General features: G+C 64.5%; 19 protein-coding genes. 6 read left to right on the top strand and 13 right to left on the bottom strand.

Annotation, left to right across the window (positions count from 1 at the left end; translation table 11 throughout):
* Positions 1 to 80: 80 nt before the first annotated feature.
* Positions 81 to 1,730, top strand: coding sequence for an alpha/beta hydrolase (locus ACFDR6_RS21650; RefSeq protein ID WP_375859572.1), 1,650 nt, complete (start codon positions 81 to 83; stop codon positions 1,728 to 1,730).
* A gap of 1 nt (position 1,731) precedes the next feature.
* On the opposite strand, the gene ACFDR6_RS21645 is transcribed toward ACFDR6_RS21650, so the two are convergent.
* Together ACFDR6_RS21645 and ACFDR6_RS21640 are read right to left on the bottom strand one after the other, a co-directional pair.
* Positions 1,732 to 3,315, bottom strand: a complete 1,584-nt coding sequence (locus ACFDR6_RS21645) for an MDR family MFS transporter (RefSeq protein ID WP_375859429.1) — start codon at positions 3,313 to 3,315, stop codon at positions 1,732 to 1,734.
* 155 nt (positions 3,316 to 3,470) lie between these two features.
* A complete protein-coding gene (locus ACFDR6_RS21640; RefSeq protein WP_212081339.1) occupies positions 3,471 to 3,986 on the bottom strand; it encodes a YcgN family cysteine cluster protein in 516 nt (171 codons plus the stop codon).
* Between the two features lie 292 nt (positions 3,987 to 4,278).
* Here ACFDR6_RS21640 and ACFDR6_RS21635 point away from each other — a divergent pair, with 292 nt between their 5' ends.
* The 3 genes from ACFDR6_RS21635 to ACFDR6_RS21625 are packed head-to-tail and all read left to right on the top strand — an operon-like array spanning position 4,279 to position 7,736.
* Complete coding sequence (locus tag ACFDR6_RS21635) at positions 4,279 to 6,567, top strand: transglycosylase domain-containing protein (protein WP_212081338.1); 2,289 nt, start codon at positions 4,279 to 4,281, stop codon at positions 6,565 to 6,567.
* A gap of 9 nt (positions 6,568 to 6,576) precedes the next feature.
* Complete coding sequence (locus tag ACFDR6_RS21630) at positions 6,577 to 7,155, top strand: DUF1214 domain-containing protein (RefSeq protein WP_317240343.1); 579 nt, start codon at positions 6,577 to 6,579, stop codon at positions 7,153 to 7,155.
* Entirely contained in the window at positions 7,152 to 7,736 is a 585-nt protein-coding gene (locus ACFDR6_RS21625) for a DUF1254 domain-containing protein (RefSeq protein ID WP_212081336.1), read from the top strand. Before ACFDR6_RS21630 ends, ACFDR6_RS21625 begins: the two co-directional genes overlap by 4 nt.
* Before the next feature lie 188 nt (positions 7,737 to 7,924).
* Here ACFDR6_RS21625 and ACFDR6_RS21620 read toward each other — a convergent pair whose 3' ends face one another.
* The 5 genes from ACFDR6_RS21620 to ACFDR6_RS21600 all read right to left on the bottom strand — a co-directional run bounded on the left by ACFDR6_RS21620 (position 7,925) and on the right by ACFDR6_RS21600 (position 12,374).
* A complete protein-coding gene (locus ACFDR6_RS21620) occupies positions 7,925 to 8,695 on the bottom strand; it encodes an amino acid ABC transporter ATP-binding protein (RefSeq protein WP_249153051.1) in 771 nt (256 codons plus the stop codon).
* A 38-nt stretch (positions 8,696 to 8,733) separates the two neighbouring features.
* Entirely contained in the window at positions 8,734 to 9,429 is a 696-nt protein-coding gene (locus ACFDR6_RS21615) for an amino acid ABC transporter permease (RefSeq protein ID WP_317240344.1), read from the bottom strand.
* Positions 9,426 to 10,220, bottom strand: coding sequence for an amino acid ABC transporter permease (locus tag ACFDR6_RS21610; protein WP_317240345.1), 795 nt, complete (start codon positions 10,218 to 10,220; stop codon positions 9,426 to 9,428). Before ACFDR6_RS21610 ends, ACFDR6_RS21615 begins: the two co-directional genes overlap by 4 nt.
* A gap of 65 nt (positions 10,221 to 10,285) precedes the next feature.
* Positions 10,286 to 11,194 carry an amino acid ABC transporter substrate-binding protein gene (locus tag ACFDR6_RS21605; protein WP_317240346.1) on the bottom strand — a complete coding sequence of 303 codons (909 nt, stop codon included), beginning with the start codon at positions 11,192 to 11,194 and terminating at the stop codon, positions 10,286 to 10,288.
* Positions 11,195 to 11,213: 19 nt separating this feature from the next.
* Positions 11,214 to 12,374 carry an aminotransferase class V-fold PLP-dependent enzyme gene (locus ACFDR6_RS21600; protein WP_375859428.1) on the bottom strand — a complete coding sequence of 387 codons (1,161 nt, stop codon included), beginning with the start codon at positions 12,372 to 12,374 and terminating at the stop codon, positions 11,214 to 11,216.
* Between the two features lie 178 nt (positions 12,375 to 12,552).
* On the opposite strand from ACFDR6_RS21600, the gene ACFDR6_RS21595 reads away from it, so the two are divergent.
* Positions 12,553 to 13,353 carry an IclR family transcriptional regulator gene (locus ACFDR6_RS21595; protein ID WP_212081331.1) on the top strand — a complete coding sequence of 267 codons (801 nt, stop codon included), beginning with the start codon at positions 12,553 to 12,555 and terminating at the stop codon, positions 13,351 to 13,353.
* Between the two features lie 634 nt (positions 13,354 to 13,987).
* Here the strand turns inward: ACFDR6_RS21595 and ACFDR6_RS21590 are convergent.
* On the bottom strand, positions 13,988 to 14,260 hold the full coding sequence (locus ACFDR6_RS21590; protein ID WP_375859427.1) for a hypothetical protein: 273 nt from the start codon (positions 14,258 to 14,260) through the stop codon (positions 13,988 to 13,990).
* Positions 14,261 to 14,759: 499 nt separating this feature from the next.
* Here ACFDR6_RS21590 and ACFDR6_RS21585 point away from each other — a divergent pair, with 499 nt between their 5' ends.
* Positions 14,760 to 14,945: a hypothetical protein gene (locus ACFDR6_RS21585; RefSeq protein ID WP_212081329.1), complete on the top strand. Its 186-nt coding sequence runs from the start codon at positions 14,760 to 14,762 to the stop codon at positions 14,943 to 14,945.
* Positions 14,946 to 15,321: 376 nt separating this feature from the next.
* On the opposite strand, the gene ACFDR6_RS21580 is transcribed toward ACFDR6_RS21585, so the two are convergent.
* The 5 genes from ACFDR6_RS21580 to ACFDR6_RS21560 form a co-directional block, all read right to left on the bottom strand.
* Positions 15,322 to 15,561 carry a hypothetical protein gene (locus ACFDR6_RS21580; protein ID WP_375859426.1) on the bottom strand — a complete coding sequence of 80 codons (240 nt, stop codon included), beginning with the start codon at positions 15,559 to 15,561 and terminating at the stop codon, positions 15,322 to 15,324.
* 383 nt (positions 15,562 to 15,944) lie between these two features.
* Positions 15,945 to 16,154 carry a cold-shock protein gene (locus ACFDR6_RS21575; RefSeq protein ID WP_212081327.1) on the bottom strand — a complete coding sequence of 70 codons (210 nt, stop codon included), beginning with the start codon at positions 16,152 to 16,154 and terminating at the stop codon, positions 15,945 to 15,947.
* 390 nt (positions 16,155 to 16,544) lie between these two features.
* Positions 16,545 to 17,555, bottom strand: coding sequence for a transketolase family protein (locus ACFDR6_RS21570; protein WP_375859425.1), 1,011 nt, complete (start codon positions 17,553 to 17,555; stop codon positions 16,545 to 16,547).
* Positions 17,552 to 18,397: a transketolase gene (locus ACFDR6_RS21565; RefSeq protein WP_212081325.1), complete on the bottom strand. Its 846-nt coding sequence runs from the start codon at positions 18,395 to 18,397 to the stop codon at positions 17,552 to 17,554. Before ACFDR6_RS21565 ends, ACFDR6_RS21570 begins: the two co-directional genes overlap by 4 nt.
* 22 nt (positions 18,398 to 18,419) lie before the next feature.
* Positions 18,420 to 19,181, bottom strand: coding sequence for an SDR family NAD(P)-dependent oxidoreductase (locus ACFDR6_RS21560; RefSeq protein ID WP_212081324.1), 762 nt, complete (start codon positions 19,179 to 19,181; stop codon positions 18,420 to 18,422).
* Positions 19,182 to 19,243: the final 62 nt, after the last annotated feature.

The following is a 19,243-nucleotide window of genomic DNA, read 5'->3' as shown; positions in this document are numbered from 1 at the left end:
TAAATCGCGCAGTGGGTGCCTTCGGCAAACTGGCGTGGCTCATTCGGCGGCAATTGCTGTCGTTGTCCGGCGTCGGCCTCATGCTCGGTGCCCTGTTCTTCGCAGCCTCGCTGACGCCGACGCTGATTCCGCGGAGCTATCTCACGCAGGGCGCCATCGCCGGCGCGTGCTTCGGGATCGGCTATCTCGCCGGCAATGTCTGGCGCTGGCTGTGGCACTATCTCGAATTGCCCGAGCCGTCGGCGCGCCTGAGATCGACCGCAAACGCACTGGTCGCGGTCGCCTGCCTGCTCGTCGTCACTGTTTTTCTGTGGCGGGCGGCAGGATGGCAAGACTCGATCCGCAGCGTGATGAAGATGGCGCCGGTCGAGACCGCCCATCCGCTCAAGGTCTGCGCCATCGCCGTGATGACGTTCGTCGTGCTGCTGGCGCTGGGGCGGCTGTTCGCGCTTGCCGTGCGCTTCATCGCCGCGCGTGCGAGGCGCGTCATTCCGCGGAGGATCGCGAACGTCATCGGCGTGCTCGCCGCGGGCCTGTTGTTCTGGTCCATCGCCAGCAATGTCCTGATCCGCACGGCGTTCAACGCGCTCGATTCGTCCTTTCGCGAAGTCGACGCCTTGCTCGAGCCCGAGCGGCCGCAGCCGACCGCGCCGGAACGGACGGGAAGTGCCGCCTCGCTGGTGAAATGGACGCAGCTCGGACGCATGGGGCGCCGGTTCATCGCCTCGGGGCCGACCGCAACGGAGATCAGCGCCGTTACGGGACGGCCCGCGCAGGAGCCCGTGCGGGTCTATGTCGGCCTAGGTGGCGCCGACACGGCGCAAGCGCGCGCCAGGCTCGCGCTCGACGAGCTCAAGCGCCAGCACGGCTTCGACCGCAAGATCCTGATCGTCGTCACGCCAACCGGAACCGGCTGGATCGACCCCGCCGCGATGGACACCGTCGAATATCTCCACCATGGCGACGTCGCCAGTGTCACGATGCAGTATTCCTATCTCAACAGTCCGCTGTCGCTGCTGTTTCAGCCCGAATACGGTGCAGAAGCGGCGCGCGCCCTGTTTTCAGAAATCTACGGCTACTGGACGACGCTGCCAAAGGACCGGCGGCCGAAGCTGTACCTGCATGGACTGAGCCTCGGCGCGATGAACTCGGAGAAATCCGCAGAGCTGTTCGAGATGATCGGCGATCCAATTGCGGGCGCACTCTTGAGCGGCGCGCCGTTCGAAAGTCGCATCTGGCGCTCGATCACGGCGGGTCGCAATCCGGGCACGCCGGCCTGGCTGCCGGAATTCCGCGACGGCCGCTTCGTACGCTTCATGAACCAGAATGGACCGACCGTGCCGGCAGATGCGCCCTGGGGTCCGATGCGCGTCGTCTATCTGCAATATGCGAGCGACGCGATCACCTTCTTCGCCTATCGCGACGCCTATCAGGCCCCTGACTGGATGACGGCGCCGCGCGGGCCGGATGTGTCACCGGAATTGCGATGGTATCCCGTCGTGACCATGCTGCAGCTCGCCCTCGACATGGCGGTCGCGACCAATACGCCGATGGGCTTTGGCCATGTCTACGCGCCCGAACATTACGTCGATGCCTGGGTCGCCGTCACAGATGTCCGGGATTGGTCCGCCAAGGCGCTGGCGCAGCTTAAGACCCACCTCGCAGCGGCGGCGCGAAAGGCCGCCGAGGGCAATGTCGCAGACGAGCCTTACGCCGATCGAGGCGGCTAGCCTACTCCGCCATCTCGACGGGTTGCTTCGCCGAGGGACCGGCCAGCGGCCGCTCCTCCATCATGATCAGACAGAGCGCGGCAATGGTCATCAGCGCGGTGGCGGCGCCGAACACGTAGCGGAAGGCGTGCCGCATGTCTTCGGCGGGAATGGCGACGCTGCCTGCGGCATGATGCTCGCCGGCGAGCGGAACGTCGATGCCGAGCGCGATCAGCAGGATAGCCGCGAAAGCGGCGACCGTGAAGGACGACATCAGAGAGCGGAAGAAGTTCAAGGCGCCGGTGATGGTGCCGACCTGCGCCCGCGCGACCGAATTCTGCACCGAGACCACGCAGACCGGAAAGGTGGTGCCGAGGCCGAGCGCAAACGCCGCCATCAGCGTCAGCAGGCCCCATAGCGGCAGCGTCGTCAGCGTGAGGCCAAGGCCACACAGCACGGCCCAGGAGGTGCCGATGATGGCGACGCGCTTGTAGTGCTTGGCCCGCGCCATGGTGCGGCCGGCAACGGCCGCGCCAACGGTCGAGACGGCCGCGAGCGGAATGAGCGCAAGGCCCGCCTCGCTGGCGGTGAGGTGATAGACGGATTCGTAATAGAGCGGGAGCTGGACCGTGAGGCCCGTGATGGCGCCGAGAGCGCAACCGCCGGCCATCAGCCCGAACGGCACGACGCTTCCGCCGAGCAGCGGCAGCGGCAGGAACGGCTCGTCGGCGCGCCGGGCGTGCCACACGAAGCTGACCGCGAGCGCGACGGCGCCGCCGACCATCGCCAGCACGGTCGGCGACAGCCACGGAAAGCGCGTGCCGCCCCAGGTCAGCACCAGCATGAAGACCACGGCGGAGGCCATCAGCAGAACGCCGCCGAGCCAGTCGACCTTGCGCTTGCGGTGGAACACCGGAATCTTCTTCATCTTCGGCAGCAGCAGCGCGAGCGCCGCGGCCGTCAGCGGCAGATTGATCCAGAAGATCATCGACCAGTGCAGATGCTCGGCGAACACGCCGCCGATGACCGGGCCCAGGATGCCGCCGACCATCCACACGCTGGAGAAATAAGCCTGGTACTGGCCGCGCTCGCGCGGGGAGACGACGTCGGAGATCACGGTCTGCACCACAGGCATGATGCCGCCGCCGCCGAGACCCTGAAGGCCGCGCGCCAGGATCAGCATCGGCATATTCGGCGCGATCGCGCACAGCACCGAGCCTGCCACGAACAGGCTGAGCGAGATGATGATCATGGCGCGCCGGCCGTAGATGTCGCTCAAGGTGCCGAACACCGGCGCGACCGCGGTCGAGGCGAGCAGATAGGCGGTGATGACCCAGGAGAGATTGGAGACGTCCTGGAACTGGCGCCCGATGGTCGGCAGCGCGGTCGCCACGATGGTCTGGTCGAGGGCGGCCAGGAACATCGTCAGCATCAGGCTGATGACGATGGTGCGGACCTCGTCCTGCGACAGCGGCGTCGGCGGCGCGATCGACGGGGCATCATCGACGCTGATGACTTCGCTCGGAAGCCGGGACAGCTCTTCGGCGATATCATCGGGCAAAGTCTGGGTATCGGCAGAACTGGTCTGCCGTTCGAACTTGTTCATTTCGATCGGGCATCGTGGGGCGGCGCAACGCCGCGATGGATTCGTTCTATGCAGCCAATGTAGACAGCAAAGTTTGTCCCAGGCAGGCACCGCGGCGCATGGGAGCATCCCGCCCGGGGGTCATCCCGAACAATTGAACGGCGGCGTGCGTCGGATCAGTCCTTCGGACGTCGCTTCAGGCGGGCCCGTTTCGGCAGCAGCGCCGGCCATTGCACGATGTGGTCTTCGAGCTCCTCGTCCGGAATCTGCTCCTCGCTGCCTTCGACCCGGCCGCGCACGGAGACGCCGGCGTCATGCACGGTGTTGGGATCACCGGAGACCAGCGGATGCCACCAATAGAGATCGCGGCCTTCGGCAACGAGCTTGTAGCCGCAGCTCGGCGGCAGCCAGTTCAGGGTACGAACATTGGCCGGGGTCAGGCGGACGCAATCCGGAACCTTGTCGGAGCGATTCGGATAGTCCTTGCAGCCGCAGCTCGCGCCATCGAGCAGCTTGCAGCCGATATGGGTGAAATAGATCTGCCCGGTGTCCTCGTCCTCGAGCTTGTTCAGGCAGCAGCGCCCGCAGCCGTCGCACAGGCTTTCCCATTCGGGCCCCGACATCTCTTCCAACGTCTTGGTTTTCCAGAAGAATCCTTCCTGGCCTGAAGGTCGTTTGGGAACTGCGGTCATGCGCCTCAACAAAAATTCGAAAGAGCTACGGCGAAACCATCTAGGGCGTGGGGCCGGGGTGGTGCAAGCAACGCACTTTTGGGGCCCGTAATGACCCGGGGTCGATTCAGCCTGTTGTTCAAAATCGCGAGCGTGACCATTGGTTTATGGGCTCCGCTCGGCTAGAAGGAACAGCAAGTCCCTCGGATGCTGGCCGGGCGCCTTGGGTTTGCCGCAACATTCTCCCAAGACGTCTCGATGCCGCCCCGGCCGGGTGCTTGAACGCTTTCGAAGCGAGCCTCAAGGGTTCTAGGTGCGCCAGATCATACCACCGCATTGGAAGCAGAGGATCCGGAATTTCTTCCTGGATCTGGACGCGCGCATCGACTCCTCGCTGTTCTCCTCGGCCAAGGGCATCCGTGAGCTCTACGAGCGCTACTCGACCTTCATGGACCGCTTCTATGTCGGGCGGTGGAAGCGCTGGGTGTTCATCGAGCCGCTGTCGGAGGCCGCGACCCTCGGCCTCGGCGGCCTGGTCGTGATGCTCACCCTCGCCATTCCCGCCTTCCGCGAGACCGCGGACGAGGACTGGCTGAAGAAGTCCGATCTGGCGGTGAGCTTCCTCGACCGCTACGGCAACCCGATCGGCAGCCGCGGCATCAAGCACAACGACTCGATCCCGCTGGAAGATTTTCCTGACGTGCTGATCAAGGCGACGCTGGCGACCGAAGACCGCCGATTCTACGAGCATTTCGGCATCGACATCGCCGGCACCGCGCGCGCGCTCGTCACCAACGCGCAAGCTGGCGGCGTCCGCCAGGGCGGCTCCTCCATCACCCAGCAGCTCGCCAAGAACCTGTTCCTGAGCAACGAGCGCACCATCGAACGCAAGGTCAACGAGGCCTTCCTCGCGATCTGGCTTGAATGGCGGCTGACCAAGAACGAGATCCTCAAGCTGTATCTGGACCGCGCCTATATGGGCGGCGGCACCTTCGGCGTCGACGGCGCGGCGCATTTCTACTTCAACAAATCCGCGCGCGACGTGACGCTGGCGGAAGCGGCGATGCTCGCCGGCCTGTTCAAGGCGCCGACCAAATACGCGCCCCACATCAACCTGCCTGCGGCGCGCGCCCGCGCCAACGTCGTGCTCGACAATCTCGTCGATGCCGGCTTCATGACCGAGGGCCAGGTGTTCGGCGCCCGCCGCAACCCCGCCTTCGCGGTCGACCGCCGCGACGAGGCGTCGCCGAACTATTATCTCGACTACGCCTTCGACGAGATGCGCAAGCTGGTCGACACCTTCCCGAAATCCTACACCGAGCGCGTCTTCGTGGTCCGCACCGCGATCGACGCCAACGTGCAGAAGGCCGCCGAAGACGCGGTCGAGAACCAGTTGCGCCAGTTCGGCCGCGACTATCACGCGACGCAGGCCGCGACCGTCGTCGCCGATCTCGACGGCGGCATCCGCGCCATGGTCGGCGGCCGCGACTACGGCGCCAGCCAGTTCAACCGCGCCACCGACGCCTATCGCCAGCCCGGCTCCTCGTTCAAGCCTTACGTCTACACCACCGCGCTGCTGAACGGTTACACGCCGAACTCGATCGTGGTCGACGGCCCGGTCTGCATCGGCAATTGGTGCCCGCAGAATTATGGCCATTCCTATTCCGGCTCGGTGACGCTGACGCAGGCGATCACGCGCTCGATCAACGTCGTGCCGGTGAAGCTGTCGATCGAGATCGGCCGGAAGAACGAGCCGAAGACGCAGAACCCCGCCAAGGTCGGCCGCGCCAAGATCGTCGAGGTCGCGCGCCGGTTCGGGCTCAAGGCGCCGCTGCCCGACACGCCGTCGCTGCCGATCGGCTCGGACGAAGTCACCGTGCTCGAGCACGCCGTGGCCTACGCGACGTTTCCGAACCGCGGCAAGGCCGTGACGCCGCACGCCGTGCTGGAGGTGCGCACCGGCGCCGGCGATCCGGTCTGGCGCTGGGACCGCGACGGGCCGAAGCCGCGGCAGGCGATCCCCGCCTCCGTTGCCGCCGACATGGCCGGCATGATGAGCCACGTCGTCAGCGAAGGCACCGCGCGCCGCGCAGCCCTCGACGGCATTCCGACCGCGGGCAAGACCGGTACCACCAACGCGTATCGCGACGCCTGGTTCGTCGGCTACACCGGCAATTTCACCTGCGCGGTGTGGTACGGCAACGACGACTACTCGCCGACCAACCGCATGACCGGCGGCTCGCTGCCGGCGCAGACCTGGCACGACATCATGCTCGCGGCGCATCAGGGCATCGAGGTCCGGGAGATCCCCGGCATCGGCATGGGCCAGAAGCTGCCGCCGCAGCATGTCAGCAACGCGCAGGCCAATGCGGCGCCGAAGATCCTGGAGACCAAGCCGGGTCCGCCGCCGGTACTGACCAAGCGCGGCGCCGACATCCTGGTGCGCGTCGAGAAGCTGCTGGATGACGCGGCCAAGTCTGCAAGGAAATCGGCGGATGCCGACACCAAGCCGGCCGGGCCGTCCTCGGCGGCGAGCGCGCTCGCCTTCCCGCAGAATTATGCGGAAGAGAATGCCAACGTGTCCGTCCCGCGCAAGAACTGATCGAAACAAGTGCGGCTGATCCTGATCACATTGACGGCCCTCCTGCTCGCGACCGTGGTCGGCGTCGGCGCGACCTGGATGACGACGACGCGAGGCACCGAGATCGGCGCGCTGACCATCGGCGCCTGGACCGCGCGGCCGCGCACCGGCACGGCAGACGTCGATCCCTATTCGCGCGCCACCATCGTGCGCAACGGCGAGCTGCCGATCGGCACCGGCGACGGCGTCGCCTTCACCGCCACCACTGACGACAAGAAGAAGGCGCTCGACGGCCGCTGCGACGTCGTCGTTTCCGGCGTGACGCCGCCGGCGCGGTTCTGGACGCTGACGCTCTACGACCGCAAGGGCCACCTCGTCGCCAATTCACTCCAACGCTACGGCTTCACCAGCCAGGAGATCGTGCGGCAGTCCGACGGTTCATTCGAAATCCGCATCGCTTCGCGCTCGCGCGCCGGCAATTGGCTGCCGACCGGCGGCATCGAGCGCTACGCACTCATGCTGCGCCTCTACGACACCCCCGTTGGCGTTGCGACGCGCACCCAGCGCGATGCGCCGATGCCCAGCATCACGACGGCGGGCTGCTCATGATCCGCCTGCTGTTCACCATCATCGCCGGCATCGTTCTGGGCCTCGTCGTCCATCTCGTCAGCGTGCTGGCGCTGCCGCGGATCGCGACGCAGGATGCCTATTCGCGGCTGACGCCGATGACGAAGCTCAACGGCGTCAGCCAGCTTCCCCTCGCCGATCCCAACACCTCGCCAATGCCGTTCATGGATCCGGCCTTCGCGCTGGCGATCTGCCGCTATGACCTGACGAACGGACCGATCAAGCTGACGGTGCCGGTGAGCCAGGCCTACACCTCGGTGTCGTTCTACACCCGCAACGAGATCGCCTATTACGCCATCAACGACCGCTCGGCGGGCCGCAAGGTGATCGAACTCGACCTGATGACGGAAGCGCAGCACAGCGAGCTGCCCGAGGACGAAGAGGTCACCGCGGCCGACCGACTGATCATCGATTCCCCCTCCACCACCGGCCTGATCGTGATGAAGGCGCTCGCCCCCGAGCCCGGCCTGATGCCGCAGGCGCAGGCGACGCTTGCAGCCGCGAGCTGCGGACCACAGACCGATCAGCCCGCCAAGGCCGAGGCGCCGCGTGGCCGGCGCTGAGGCGCGGCCGTTTCGCCAGCCTCATAACAAAAAGTGCGAAAACAACCCCATGCACAGTAGCGGGGCCATTGAAATCATTGGGGTCTTCAGTCGTCGGTGACGACACGATGGCTCGCAATGACGCTGCTTTGACAGGTCGGGCAAAACACCCGCAGAACGGCATCATCGCGAGGAACGGTCGTCCCCGGTCAATGAATGATCTGGCCGAGAAAATCCCTCGCCCGTTCCGTGCGTGGCGCGCGGAAGAAGGTTTCGGGATCGGCTTCCTCGACAATCGCCCCGCGGTCCATGAAAACCACGCGGTCCGCGACTTCGCGGGCGAAGCCCATCTCGTGCGTGACGCAGACCATGGTCATGCCGTCCCGCGCGAGCTCCACCATGATGTCGAGCACCTCCTTGACCATCTCGGGGTCGAGCGCGGACGTCGGCTCGTCGAACAGCATGATCTTCGGCTGCATGCAGAGGGCGCGCGCGATGGCGACACGCTGCTGCTGGCCGCCGGACAGCTGTCCCGGATATTTGTTCGCCTGATCGTGGATGCGCACCTTGCGCAGGAAACCCTGCGCGCGCTCGTGCGCCTGCGCGCGTGACAGGCCGCGCACCTTCATCGGCGCCAGCATGCAATTCTCGACGATCGAGAGATGCGGAAACAGGTTGAAGCTCTGGAACACCATGCCGACCTCGCGGCGGACGGTGTTGATGTCCCCCATCCGGTCCGTCAGCTCGACGCCGTCGACGACGATCCGGCCGGAATCATGCGTCTCGATATGGTTGATGCAGCGGATCAGCGTCGACTTGCCCGAACCCGACGGACCGCAAAGCACGATCTTCTCACCTGCCCTCACACTGAGATTGATGTCATTCAGGGCCGTGAAGCGGCCGAACCGCTTCACCACCCCCTCCACGGCGACGATGGCCTGCGGTCGGCCCGTCTCGCCCACGGCGGTCTGCTGAACCATTTTCGTCTCCCAGGGGACAGGATGTCTCGCAACGTTGCTCATTGGCGCGTTCCGGCAATCGCATAGCGCTTGCGCAGCAGCGCAACACCTTGCGAAGCCGCCGAGCTGATCGCGAGGTAGACCACGACGATCACGAGGTACATCTCGACGAGGCGGCCATTGAGCTGCGCCAGCTTCGAGGCTGCGCCGAGCAGATCGGTGAGCGAGAGCACGTAGACCAGCGACGTGTCCTGGAACAGGATGATGGTCTGGCTCAGGATGATCGGGCTCGCCACGCGGAGCACTTGCGGCATGATCACGCTGCGATAGGTCTCGAAGGTGGACAATGCGAGCGCCTGGCATGCCTCGAACTGCCCGCGGTTCACGGCGCGCAGGCCGACGCGGATGATCTCCGAATAATAGGCCGCCTCGAACAGGCCGAAGGTGATGAAGGCCGTCCAGGTCGCGCCGATCGGGACCGGCCGCCCGCTTCCGCTGAGATGGCCAAGCACGATCGGCACCAGGAAGAAGAACCAGAACAGGACGAGGATCAGCGGGATCGAGCGGACCAGGGCGATGTAGCCGCGCACGATCTTTGCGATCACCGGCACCTCGAAGTGCTGCAGCAGTGCAAAGCAGGTGCCCAGGACCATGCCGACCACGAAGGCGACTGCGGTCAGCGCCAACGAAAACAGCAATCCGGACCAGAGATAGGGCCACGCCTGCAGAACGATCGAGAAATCAAGACTGTTCATTTCGCGATCTCCATTTCCGCAGGCAACGAGCCGGCCTGTTGAATATCCTCGGCGAGGTTCGGCGCGATATCATCGTGTGTCCGCGCCGTGCCGGGGATGCGCACGGCCCGGTCGATCAGCGCCATCCCCTGATACGCAATCAGCGCCAGCGCGAGGTAGATCAGCGTCGCAGCGCCGAACGCCGTGAAGGTCTGGAACGTCGCTTCGCTAATCTGGCGCGCCTGGGCCGTGAGCTCCATCAGCCCGATCGTGAGCGCGACCGAGGTGTTCTTGTAGATGCCCATCACCTCGCTCGTCAGGCTCGGCACGATCAAGCGCAGTGCCTGCGGCACGATGATGTGGCGATAGGTCAGATACGAGCTGAGCCCGAGCGCGCTCGCCGCCTCGGTCTGTCCTTTCGGCAGGGCCTCGATCCCCGCACGGACCTGCTCGGCGATCCGGGCCGCGGTGTAGAGCCCAAGGCAAATGAGCGCCGGAAAGAACGATCCCCAGGGCGGCGGAATCTGCTTGATCGCGTTTCCAAGCGTCGTGGGAAGGATCTCCGGCAGGACGAAGTACCAGAGGAACATCTGCACCAGGACCGGGATGTTGCGGAAGATCTCGACATAGAGCCGCGCAAGCGCCGCAACCGCCCGGTTCTGCACGGTGCGGCCGATGCCGACGACGATTCCGACCGCAAAGGCAATCCACCAGCCGAAGAACGCCAGTGCCAGGGTCCAGCCGAGGCCCGACAACAGCCAGTCGATGTAGCGCTGGCCATCTGCCGTCGGTTCAAAAAGCACTGCGAACATGGCCAACCTCGAAGCTTTCGGATGCGAGAGAGGGTCAGCGTGCGACGGACATTCCTGTTCTCCGGCTAATCGACCGCGTCGCTGGGATGGGCGATCCGCTGCTGCAGTTCGTCCGTCAGCGGGAAAGCGAGGTTCTCGCCCTTGGGCGGAATCGCCCGCGTGAACCATTTGGCGTAAGTCTTTTCAAACTGGCCCGAGGCCATCTGCTTCGACAGAACGTCGTCGACGAGCGCCTTGAAGGGCGCATCGCCCTTCGTGAACATCAGGCCATAATAGATCTTGGCGTAGCCCTCGGGGAGAAAGATCAGCGCATCCGGTTTCGGAGCCGCGGCCTTGAGGCCGGCGAGAAGGATATCGTCTTCCATGAAGGCGGCCGCGCGGCCGGTATTCAGCATCAGGAAGGATTCGGCGTGGTCTTTCGCCTGGACGATATTGAAGCCGAGCTGCTCCTTTGCGTTTACGCCTTGCGCGAAGCCGACGGCATTGGAGCCCTGGGTCACGACGATGGTCTTGCCCTTGAGATCGCCCGCCGTCTTCAGGCCGCTATCCGCCTTGACCAGCCAGCGCGGCTGGCTGACGAAGGTGGCGACCGAGAACGAGACCTGCTCCTGCCGCTTCCTGTCGTTCGCCGTGCCGCCGCACTCGATGTCGATAGTGCCACTTTGAATGAGGGGGATCCGGTTGGACGAGTTCACCGGCGTATATTTGACGGCGAGATTGGGCAGGTTCAGCTCCGTCTTGACCCTCTCGACGATCGCCGCGCAGAGGTCCATCGAGAAGCCGATCGGCTTTTGATCGGGACCGAGATAAGAGAACGGAATGGACGCCTCGCGATGACCGATGGTGATGGCCCCGCTCGACTTGATCCTGGCGAGCGTGGGACTGTCGGCCGCGATCGACGGCGCAGCGAAGGTGGCGGCGGCCGCAAGGCCGGACAGAACGCCCCAGACACGTGCAAAACCAGTCATGTGCATCTCCCCTCTGAAATACAGTCTAGGCGGCCCTGAATGACGGCTTCACGCCGCGCCGCCTGATGACGTCGATCAGACGATCGACGTCGGCGAAATCATTGAACATCCCGAACGACACGCGAATGCCGTCGCGCTCCGGCGACACGCGAATGCCGTTCTCTTCGAAATGGCCGAGCCATTCGGCGGCAGGGAGCGCGATGACGTAGATGTGCGGCGCGCGGTGCCGCCGCTCGCGGGGACCGACGAGGCGAATATCCAGCGCGTCGAGGCCGGCGATGAGATGATCGCCGAGATCGAGACAATGGTTCTGAATGTTCTGCACGCCCAGGGCTTCGATCATGTCGAGCGAGGCGCCGAGCGCGTGGATCGCCGGAAGATTGAAGTTGCCGAGCTCGAAGCGGCGCGCGCTGGCGGCGAGCTCCAGTTTGTCGGGCCGGGCGATCAGATCGGCCGGGACCTCGGCAAGGCCGGCGGCGGCGAGATAAGCGGGCGCGAGCTCGGTCCTCGACTTGTCCCAGACCAGCAGGCCAAGCCCCTGCGGCACGAGCAGGCCCTTGTGACTGCCCGACCCGATGAAGGTCGCGCGCATCGCCCTCGCGTCGATCGGCGCGACGCCGATCGCCTGCATCACGTCGACGACGAAATAGAGCCCCTTCTCCGCGCAGAGCGCGCCGACGCTTTCGACGTCGAAACGATGACCGGCGTGGAAGGTCACCTGCGACATCGAGATCGCCCGGGTCTTCTCGCCAATATGCGGACGAAGGCTGTCTGCGTTCACGACCTCCGTCATCGGCGCAAAATCGACCGTCACGCCCTTGCGCCTGAGATTGAGGAACGCATAGGCGTTGTTGGGATGATCGCCGTGGATCATCAGCACCTTGTCGCCAGCGCGCAGAGGCAGCGCGTTGGCGGCGATGTTCATGCTTTCCGAGGTGTTCTTGGTGAAGGCGACCTCATCGCCCGTCACGCCGAGAAACCGCGCCAGCTTCTCGCGGGTCTGCTCGACACGGTCGAGCCAGACGCTTTTCGGGCCGGCCGTCTCAAGACCCTCGCGGAGGAAAAGATCGATCGCCGCCTTGACCGGCCGCGCGAGCGGGGCCTGGAAGCCGGAGTCGAGATAGGTGATACGCTCGACGGCCGGAAATTCCTTCCGCACGGCATCGACGTCGTAATGGCGAGACATCCCGTTCTCCCGATGAGCGCGCCCGGAGCCGGGGACGCACTGCACAAATCCCGATCACCTTTCGGCAACGCCAACGATATGAGCAATCCGGACGAACGGTCGAGATCAATTTTCATATTTCAATAGTATTTATTCCGAAAAATGATAATTATGCAATTCCGAGGGAGGACGGATACAGATGCCGGAGATCAATGCCGATGGACCGCTCGACCGGGCATTCGCCATCGTGGGTCACGTCGCCGGCCAGGTCAGAGCGGTCTCGGTCGCGGAGATCGCCAGCGCGCTGGCCCTCCCGCTGCCGACCGCGCATCGCCTGATCGGCAATCTCGAGCAGCGCGGGCTTCTGCAGAAGGCGTTGGGAACCAAGCGCTACGTGGTCGGCAATCAACTGGTCACGCTGTCGGCCAAGGTCATCGGCGCGGCCTTCCGCACCGCGCGCCGGCACGCCGTGCTGCGCGCTGTCGCGGCCGAGATCGGCGAGCAATGCGAGATCGGCGTGGTGCGGGACAATGTCGTGGCCTATGTCGACAGTGTCCGCGTGTCGCAACCGCAGGGGCTGCAATTCAATCCGGGCCAGGCGGCGCCGCTGCACTGCACCTCGACCGGCAAGATCTATATGAGCCGGCTGCCGGAGCGGGCGCGCGAAAAGCTGTGCCGCGCACTTGTACTCACCAAGTACACGGAGACCACCATCGTCGACGTCGAAGGTCTGATGAAGGTCCTCGACGAGACCCGCAAGCGCGGCTGGGCCAAGACCAACGAAGAATATGTGCGAGGGGTGGTCGGCTGCGCCGTGCCCATCCTGTCTCCGGACCGCGAACTGATCGCCTGTCTCGGCGTCTCCGTTCCCCTGGCCCGCGTGAGCTTCGCCGAGCTGGACCGCTTCATCGCGCCTCTTCAGAAGGCCGCCGCGCTGCTGTCGGAAACCATCCTTCAGGCTGACGAGGACGGTGCGGGCGATGGATCTGAGAAGCTCTAGTCCTGCATCGCCCGCAGCCCAGATCGCACCCGACAAGTCGCAGCTTTCCGATTGGCCGTACTTCCCCTCGCACAAGGAGGCATCGCGTGGCGGCAACCAGAATCAATTCGACGTTGCGCAAGATCGTTCCTGCGAACCGCATAAGCCTTCGATGAATGTCATCAGGAACGTTTGCGCGCGGCTTTGATTGGCGTGTCATCGTCAACCGGAGTTTGAACAATGCGAAAGACAATCTTCTCAGTGGCCATGTGTGCGTTGCTTGCCGGCGCGTCGATCGGTTTCGCCCATGCGCAGGCAGGAGGCGGCGCGGGTGGAGCCGGCGGTGCAGGCGCTGGCGCTGGAACTGGAGGAGCCGCCGCCGGCTCGGATGGCGGAACGAGCGGCGCTGCGGCGGGAACAGGGTCGAGCGGGACGGGTGCGACGGGCGGCACGACCGGATCCGGCGCGAGCACCGGCGGGGGTGCCGCGGGTGCCGCTGGCCAGGGCGGTCCCCAGACTATCCGTCCCGGCGGCTCCAACGATCCGACCCGACGGTAACAACCTCCTCGCCTCGTGATGTGAGGAAGGGAGCTGCTGGTTTATACCAGCAGCTTCCCTCGGGGCCGTCGGCCATGCGGCGCGTCACGGGCCAACGCTACGGGCTGAACAGGCTACGGAGAAACCGCTCCTTTTCGCCAGGCGCGTAACCCTGAGACGCGCCAAAATACGGCTCACTGAAGCCAGGGTAGACCGCGGCCCCGTGTTGCGTCGTCGGAGGTGAGTAGGCAAAGGCGGACGTGGGACCCGATCGGATCACGCCCTGACCGGAATGAACAATATCGTGGCGCCGCTGTGGATGATGCACCTGCGCCGCGTTGGCCACGCCGCCCAAGGTGATCAGAAGACTCAAGGCCAGAATGAACCGCATCGCTGTTTCTCCAAACCCCCGCCTGCTTAGTTGGCGTTCGGCCGGAGCGTTCCAACACATCGTGGCCTCACGATTGCTCACATCCCTGGCACCGGGAACGCCCTGCAGGCGTAATGTTTGTGCCTCCTCAGTCGCAACAGTTGGAGGGTTCCCTTTTCGCCCGCTTTCCTCCATAGTTCGGCATGGCAAAAGCAAAAGTGAGCTTCAAACCGGTTCGTAAATCTGAGGGCGACTGGGCTATCATCGCCGAGTACCCAGGCGCAGAACCCCGAGAGATAACGGGCTTCGCGAGCAAGGCCGATATTGACGATTGGATGAATGGAGAGCGTCGGATCGCTTGGCTCCGATCACAGGGCTACGCGAAGTGACTCGATAACTCTTCCGCTTGTCGCCTGCGGCTTCTGGCTTGCGGTGAAGGTCTGCCGAGTTTGCGGCCAGCTGTTATGGCCATCAGCGCCAAATGGCGACGCGGCCCTGATCAATGGGTAAGGATCCAGCAATGACCAAAACCAAACGCTCCGCCGAGCAGCAGATCGCCGATGAGGCGGACCGACGGGCGCAGAACCCGAACGGAGCGCGGCAGACGATCGCGGACAGTCAAGCCGATCCAGAGTTTCACGAAAACCACAAACGTCTCAGGGCGGAGCGGTTGGCGCGAGATGCAGCGCACAAGTCGTCCAAATGAGTCGCGCGTGCGACGAACCACGAGTCGCCATTTGGGCTCCGATTGAGCTGGCTGCCTCCCGACGGTATGGGAGGCCAATGGACGCTTGCGCTTGCGGAATGGATCCGGGACGTCACTGAAAATACGAAAGCTGATCTTCCGTAACGACGCGCTCGATCTTCTCGGACTTGCACTTGATACGATACCTCACTCGCCCATCCGACTCGATGGGCATGTGCTGTACGATCGTATAAATCATCGGCGGTTCAGTTGCGGCGCGCCCTTGTGGGCCTTGAGCTTGGTGGCGAACGTCTTCATTCAGCTTATAGGCATATGGCATGTTTTTACCTCACCGTTTACGGGTTGTGTCCGGCCCCATGCGTTCCAGGCGAATCCTCTAGTCCTCAAGAATGGATTTCGTAGCCTCGAATATCTGTTCCGCTGTGCCCTTGATCGTGCCCTTCGCCCAGGCCTGAAACACGGTCACGTAGGCGTTCTTGTAAGCCACGTCGTCTGCAGAAAAGTAGACCTCGTCCGTGGCGGTGTCCAAGACAAGCGCTCCTGTATCAATGCAAATCTCCTCGACCAGGACCAGGCGTTCTTCATGCTCGGCCAGATGACGTCTTACAATGCTCATTAAATCTCCTGCTTGGTACCGACCATATCACGTCCCGGACGCACCCACGCTTGGTGAATAGGCCGCCGTGCTCGGCAGACGGTCGAAAGCCTCTTACCGGGGCAGCCTGTAGACGTCGCCCGGCTCTAGGTTTGCGCTTCGAGAAGCTCTCGTGCGGAGGGCCCAAACGGCGTTCCGCCGTCCGGCCTTCGAGACGGCTGCGAGCACCAACGTCAGCGCCCGACCTGGCTTGGCGAACGCAAGCACGGACCAGCCTACTTTTCCGGATCTCGTTTGCCGGACTGAAATCAAAAACCCCGCTCCCGATGGCTCGGGGGCGGGGCGGGACCACAAGCTCCGCCAGTACATCCGTGGCTGGAGCGACAGGTCTGTCGTGCTCTTAACTAAGCAGCACGAAGGTTTTCGGCAGCGGACTTGCCCGTGCGACGGTCTGCGACGACGTCGTAAGACAGCGTCTGACCTTCGTTCAGTGTTCCCATACCGGCGCGTTCGACCGCGCTGATATGAACAAAAACGTCGTTGCTGCCGTTTGATGGCTGGATAAAGCCGAAGCCCTTTTGGGTGTTAAACCACTTCACTGTACCTGTATTCATCAGGATTTCCTTTCGCATGCGCGCAGGACCTGGCGCGCAGAGGTGCGGCCAGCGGTCCGGTTAGTCGATGATGGAGAATGTCTGAAACGTGCGCGCCGTCAGGATATGAGGCGAAAGCGGAACAGTTGTTCGGCCAGTATCGATGCAACGGACAATATACCAGCAGTTGAGAGACTTCAAGGAGAAAAGCCGACGGTGCGTCACACGGACATTCGTTGCTGCTCGAATACGCTGCAACGATGCCGACGAGGTGGCGTGCGGGTCTCGCCACCAGCTTTTTTGCTGCTGGCCGGCTCTCGATACGCCGGCATTGAAAAGCAGCTCTCCCTCTCCGCACCGTTGCCGCGACGCGTGCCGGCTTGATCGGACGTAGTTTGGCTGCGCGCGCTGCTAGCGCAGCCACTCCTTGATCTGCCGCGTCACTTCCGCGGTCGAGATGCCGTAGCGATCGTGCAATGTCGGCAGCGCGCCAGCAGCCAGAAACTCGTCGGGGAGCCCGATCTGCCGGAATGCCGGATGCACGCCCGCGCGCATCAGCAGCGCGGCAACGGCTTCGCCGAGGCCGCCGATTACGGTGTGGTTCTCGGCGACGACGACGAGGCGGCCGGGCTTGCCGGCTTCGCGCAGGATTGCCTCGGCATCGAGCGGCTTGATCGTCGGCACGTGCAGGACCGCCGCATTGACGCGATCGTCCGACAGCGCCTTGGCCGCCTCCAGCGCGCGCATGGTCATGATGCCCGAGCAGACGATCAGAACATCGGCGCCGTCGCGCAGCAGCGCGGCCTTGCCGAGCTCGAACCGGTAATTGTACTCGTCGAGCACCAGCGGCACCTGGCCGCGCAGCAGCCGCATGTAGACGGGCCCGCGATGCGCGGCGATGGCAGGCACGACCTGCTCGATCTCGTGCGCGTCGCAGGGATCGATCACGGTCATGTTGGGCATCGCGCGGAACAGCGCGAGGTCTTCGGCGGCCTGGTGGCTCGGCCCGTAGCCCGAGGTCAGGCCGGGCAACGCGCAGGCGATCTTCACGTTGCGGTCTTCTTCCGCGATGGTCTGATGGATGAAGTCATAGGCCCGGCGCGAGGCGAACACCGCATAGGTGGTCGCGAACGGCATGAAGCCTTCGGCGGCAAGACCGGAAGCGGCGCCGAACAGAAGCTGCTCGGCCATGCCCATCTGATAGTAGCGATCGGGGAAGGCCTGCGCGAAGATGTGCAGATCAGTGTATTTGCCGAGATCGGCGGTCATGCCGAGGACGTCTTCGCGGCTGCGGGCGAGCTCGACCAGCGCGTGCCCAAACGGGGCCGGCCTGGTGCGCTGCCCTTCCGCCGCGATCGAGGCGATCATGGCCGACGTCGTCAGCCGCGGCTTTGCCGACGTGGTTGGCGCGGTGGACTTCATGGCTGCTCTCCCGCGTCCAGTGCCGACAGCGCGAGCTGCCATTCATGCGGCTCGACGCGAATGAAATGGTTCTTCTCGCGTTGCTCCAGGAAGGGCACGCCCTTGCCCATCAACGTGTCAGCGACGATCATGCGTGGCTTCGGCTCGGAATGCGCCATCGCGGCATCGAAGGCGCCGACGACGGCGTCGAGATCATTGCCGTCGACGCGTTGCACGAACCAGCCGAACGCCGCGAGCTTGTCGACCAGCGGCTCGAAGCCGAGCATCTGCCTGGAGGGACCATCGGCCTGCTGATTGTTGACGTCGACGATCGCGATGAGATTGTCGAGATTGTGGTGAGCCGCCGACATGATGGCCTCCCATTTGGAGCCCTCGTCCAGCTCGCCATCGGAGAACAGCGTGAAGATCCGCGCGGCCGACCGCTTGCGCTTCAGCCCGAGCGCCATGCCGACTGCGATGCCGAGGCCAAGGCCGAGCGAGCCGCCCGACATCTCCATGCCCGGCGTATAGGACGCCATGCCGGACATCGGCAGCCGGCTGTCGTCGAAGCCGTAGGTTTCGAGCTCGGCTTCGGGAATGATGCCGGCCTCGATCAGGGCTGCGTAGAGCGCGATCGCATAATGTCCGTTCGACAGCAGGAAGCGGTCGCGGCCTTCCCAGGCGGGCTCTTCCGCGCGAAAACGCATGGCGTGGAAATAGGCCACCGCCAGAACGTCGGCGATGTCGAGTGCCTGGGCGATATAGCCCTGGCCCTGGACCTCGCCCATCAGCAGCGCGTTGCGGCGGATGTTGCGGGCGCGCTGCGCGAGCGTCGGCGCGTTTGCGAGCGTTAGTGCTGCCATGATCGTCTCTCCCCTGCTCCGCTCAGTGGATCAGCATGCCGCCGTTGACATCGATCACGGCGCCAGTGACATAGGCCGAGAGGTCGGAGGCGAGGAAAGTATAGATGCCGGCGACATCGGCGGCCTCGCCGAGCCGGCCGAGCGGAATGCCCTCCAGGATCTTCGCCCGCATCTCGTCGGTGAGCTTGCCCGCCGTGATGTCGGTTCCGATCAGGCCCGGCGTCACGCAGTTGACGCGGATGCCGTCAGGTCCGAACTCGCGCGCCATCGCCTTGGCAAGCCCGAGCACGCCGGCTTTCGCGGCCGAATAATGAGGTCCGCCGAAGATGCCGCCGCCGCGCTGCGCCGAGACCGAGGACATGCAGGCGATCGAGCCGCGCCGACGCTTCTTCATGTGCGGGATCACCGCTTGCGACAGGAAAAGGATGCCCTTGAGATTGACGTCGTGGATGCGGTCCCAATCTTCCGGCTTGATGTCGAGAAGCTTGACCGGCTGGGTCACGCCGGCGTTGTTGATGAGGATGTCGATCTGGCCGAATTTGGCGATGACCGCATCGACCGCCCTGATGCAGGCCTGCTTGTCGGAGACATCCAGGGCAAGGCCGTGATGCGGCTCGCCCATGGCCGGTTCGAGGCCGCGCGCGGCAGCTTCCGCCGCCGGGCCGTCGATGTCGAGAATGGCGACGCGGGCTCCCTCGGCCGCAAAGCGGCGGGCGGTCGCAAGGCCGATGCCGCGCGGAGACGCAGCTCCGGTGATGATGGCTGTCTTGCCGCGCAGCAGCATGATGGTCCTCCCTCGATGGATTTGCCGGGCACCCGACGGTGCCGCCGTCTTGCCCGTGATTA

Origin of the sequence: Bradyrhizobium tunisiense (assembly GCF_042263385.1) — a bacterium.
In the GTDB taxonomy this organism is placed as follows: Bacteria; Pseudomonadota; Alphaproteobacteria; order Rhizobiales; family Xanthobacteraceae; genus Bradyrhizobium; species Bradyrhizobium tunisiense.
The sequence above is the reverse complement of the archived record's forward strand: the minus strand, read 5'-3'. Positions and strand labels throughout refer to the sequence as shown.

Excerpts from the sequence above, each read along its gene's own strand:
- ACFDR6_RS21565 (WP_212081325.1), bottom strand. The coding sequence starts at position 18,397 with ATGGCAGCACTAACGCTCGCAAACGCGCCGACGCTCGCGCAGCGCGCC.
- ACFDR6_RS21645 (WP_375859429.1), bottom strand. The coding sequence starts at position 3,315 with ATGAACAAGTTCGAACGGCAGACCAGTTCTGCCGATACCCAGACTTTG.
- ACFDR6_RS21590 (WP_375859427.1), bottom strand. The coding sequence starts at position 14,260 with ATGCGGTTCATTCTGGCCTTGAGTCTTCTGATCACCTTGGGCGGCGTG.
- ACFDR6_RS21595 (WP_212081331.1), top strand. The coding sequence starts at position 12,553 with ATGCCGGAGATCAATGCCGATGGACCGCTCGACCGGGCATTCGCCATC.
- ACFDR6_RS21605 (WP_317240346.1), bottom strand. The coding sequence starts at position 11,194 with ATGCACATGACTGGTTTTGCACGTGTCTGGGGCGTTCTGTCCGGCCTT.
- ACFDR6_RS21615 (WP_317240344.1), bottom strand. The coding sequence starts at position 9,429 with ATGAACAGTCTTGATTTCTCGATCGTTCTGCAGGCGTGGCCCTATCTC.
- ACFDR6_RS21580 (WP_375859426.1), bottom strand. The coding sequence starts at position 15,561 with ATGAGCATTGTAAGACGTCATCTGGCCGAGCATGAAGAACGCCTGGTC.
- ACFDR6_RS21625 (WP_212081336.1), top strand. The coding sequence starts at position 7,152 with ATGATCCGCCTGCTGTTCACCATCATCGCCGGCATCGTTCTGGGCCTC.
- ACFDR6_RS21650 (WP_375859572.1), top strand. The coding sequence starts at position 81 with ATGCTCGGTGCCCTGTTCTTCGCAGCCTCGCTGACGCCGACGCTGATT.
- ACFDR6_RS21640 (WP_212081339.1), bottom strand. The coding sequence starts at position 3,986 with ATGACCGCAGTTCCCAAACGACCTTCAGGCCAGGAAGGATTCTTCTGG.
- ACFDR6_RS21575 (WP_212081327.1), bottom strand. The coding sequence starts at position 16,154 with ATGAATACAGGTACAGTGAAGTGGTTTAACACCCAAAAGGGCTTCGGC.
- ACFDR6_RS21600 (WP_375859428.1), bottom strand. The coding sequence starts at position 12,374 with ATGTCTCGCCATTACGACGTCGATGCCGTGCGGAAGGAATTTCCGGCC.
- ACFDR6_RS21610 (WP_317240345.1), bottom strand. The coding sequence starts at position 10,220 with ATGTTCGCAGTGCTTTTTGAACCGACGGCAGATGGCCAGCGCTACATC.
- ACFDR6_RS21620 (WP_249153051.1), bottom strand. The coding sequence starts at position 8,695 with ATGGTTCAGCAGACCGCCGTGGGCGAGACGGGCCGACCGCAGGCCATC.
- ACFDR6_RS21585 (WP_212081329.1), top strand. The coding sequence starts at position 14,760 with ATGACCAAAACCAAACGCTCCGCCGAGCAGCAGATCGCCGATGAGGCG.
- ACFDR6_RS21560 (WP_212081324.1), bottom strand. The coding sequence starts at position 19,181 with ATGCTGCTGCGCGGCAAGACAGCCATCATCACCGGAGCTGCGTCTCCG.
- ACFDR6_RS21570 (WP_375859425.1), bottom strand. The coding sequence starts at position 17,555 with ATGAAGTCCACCGCGCCAACCACGTCGGCAAAGCCGCGGCTGACGACG.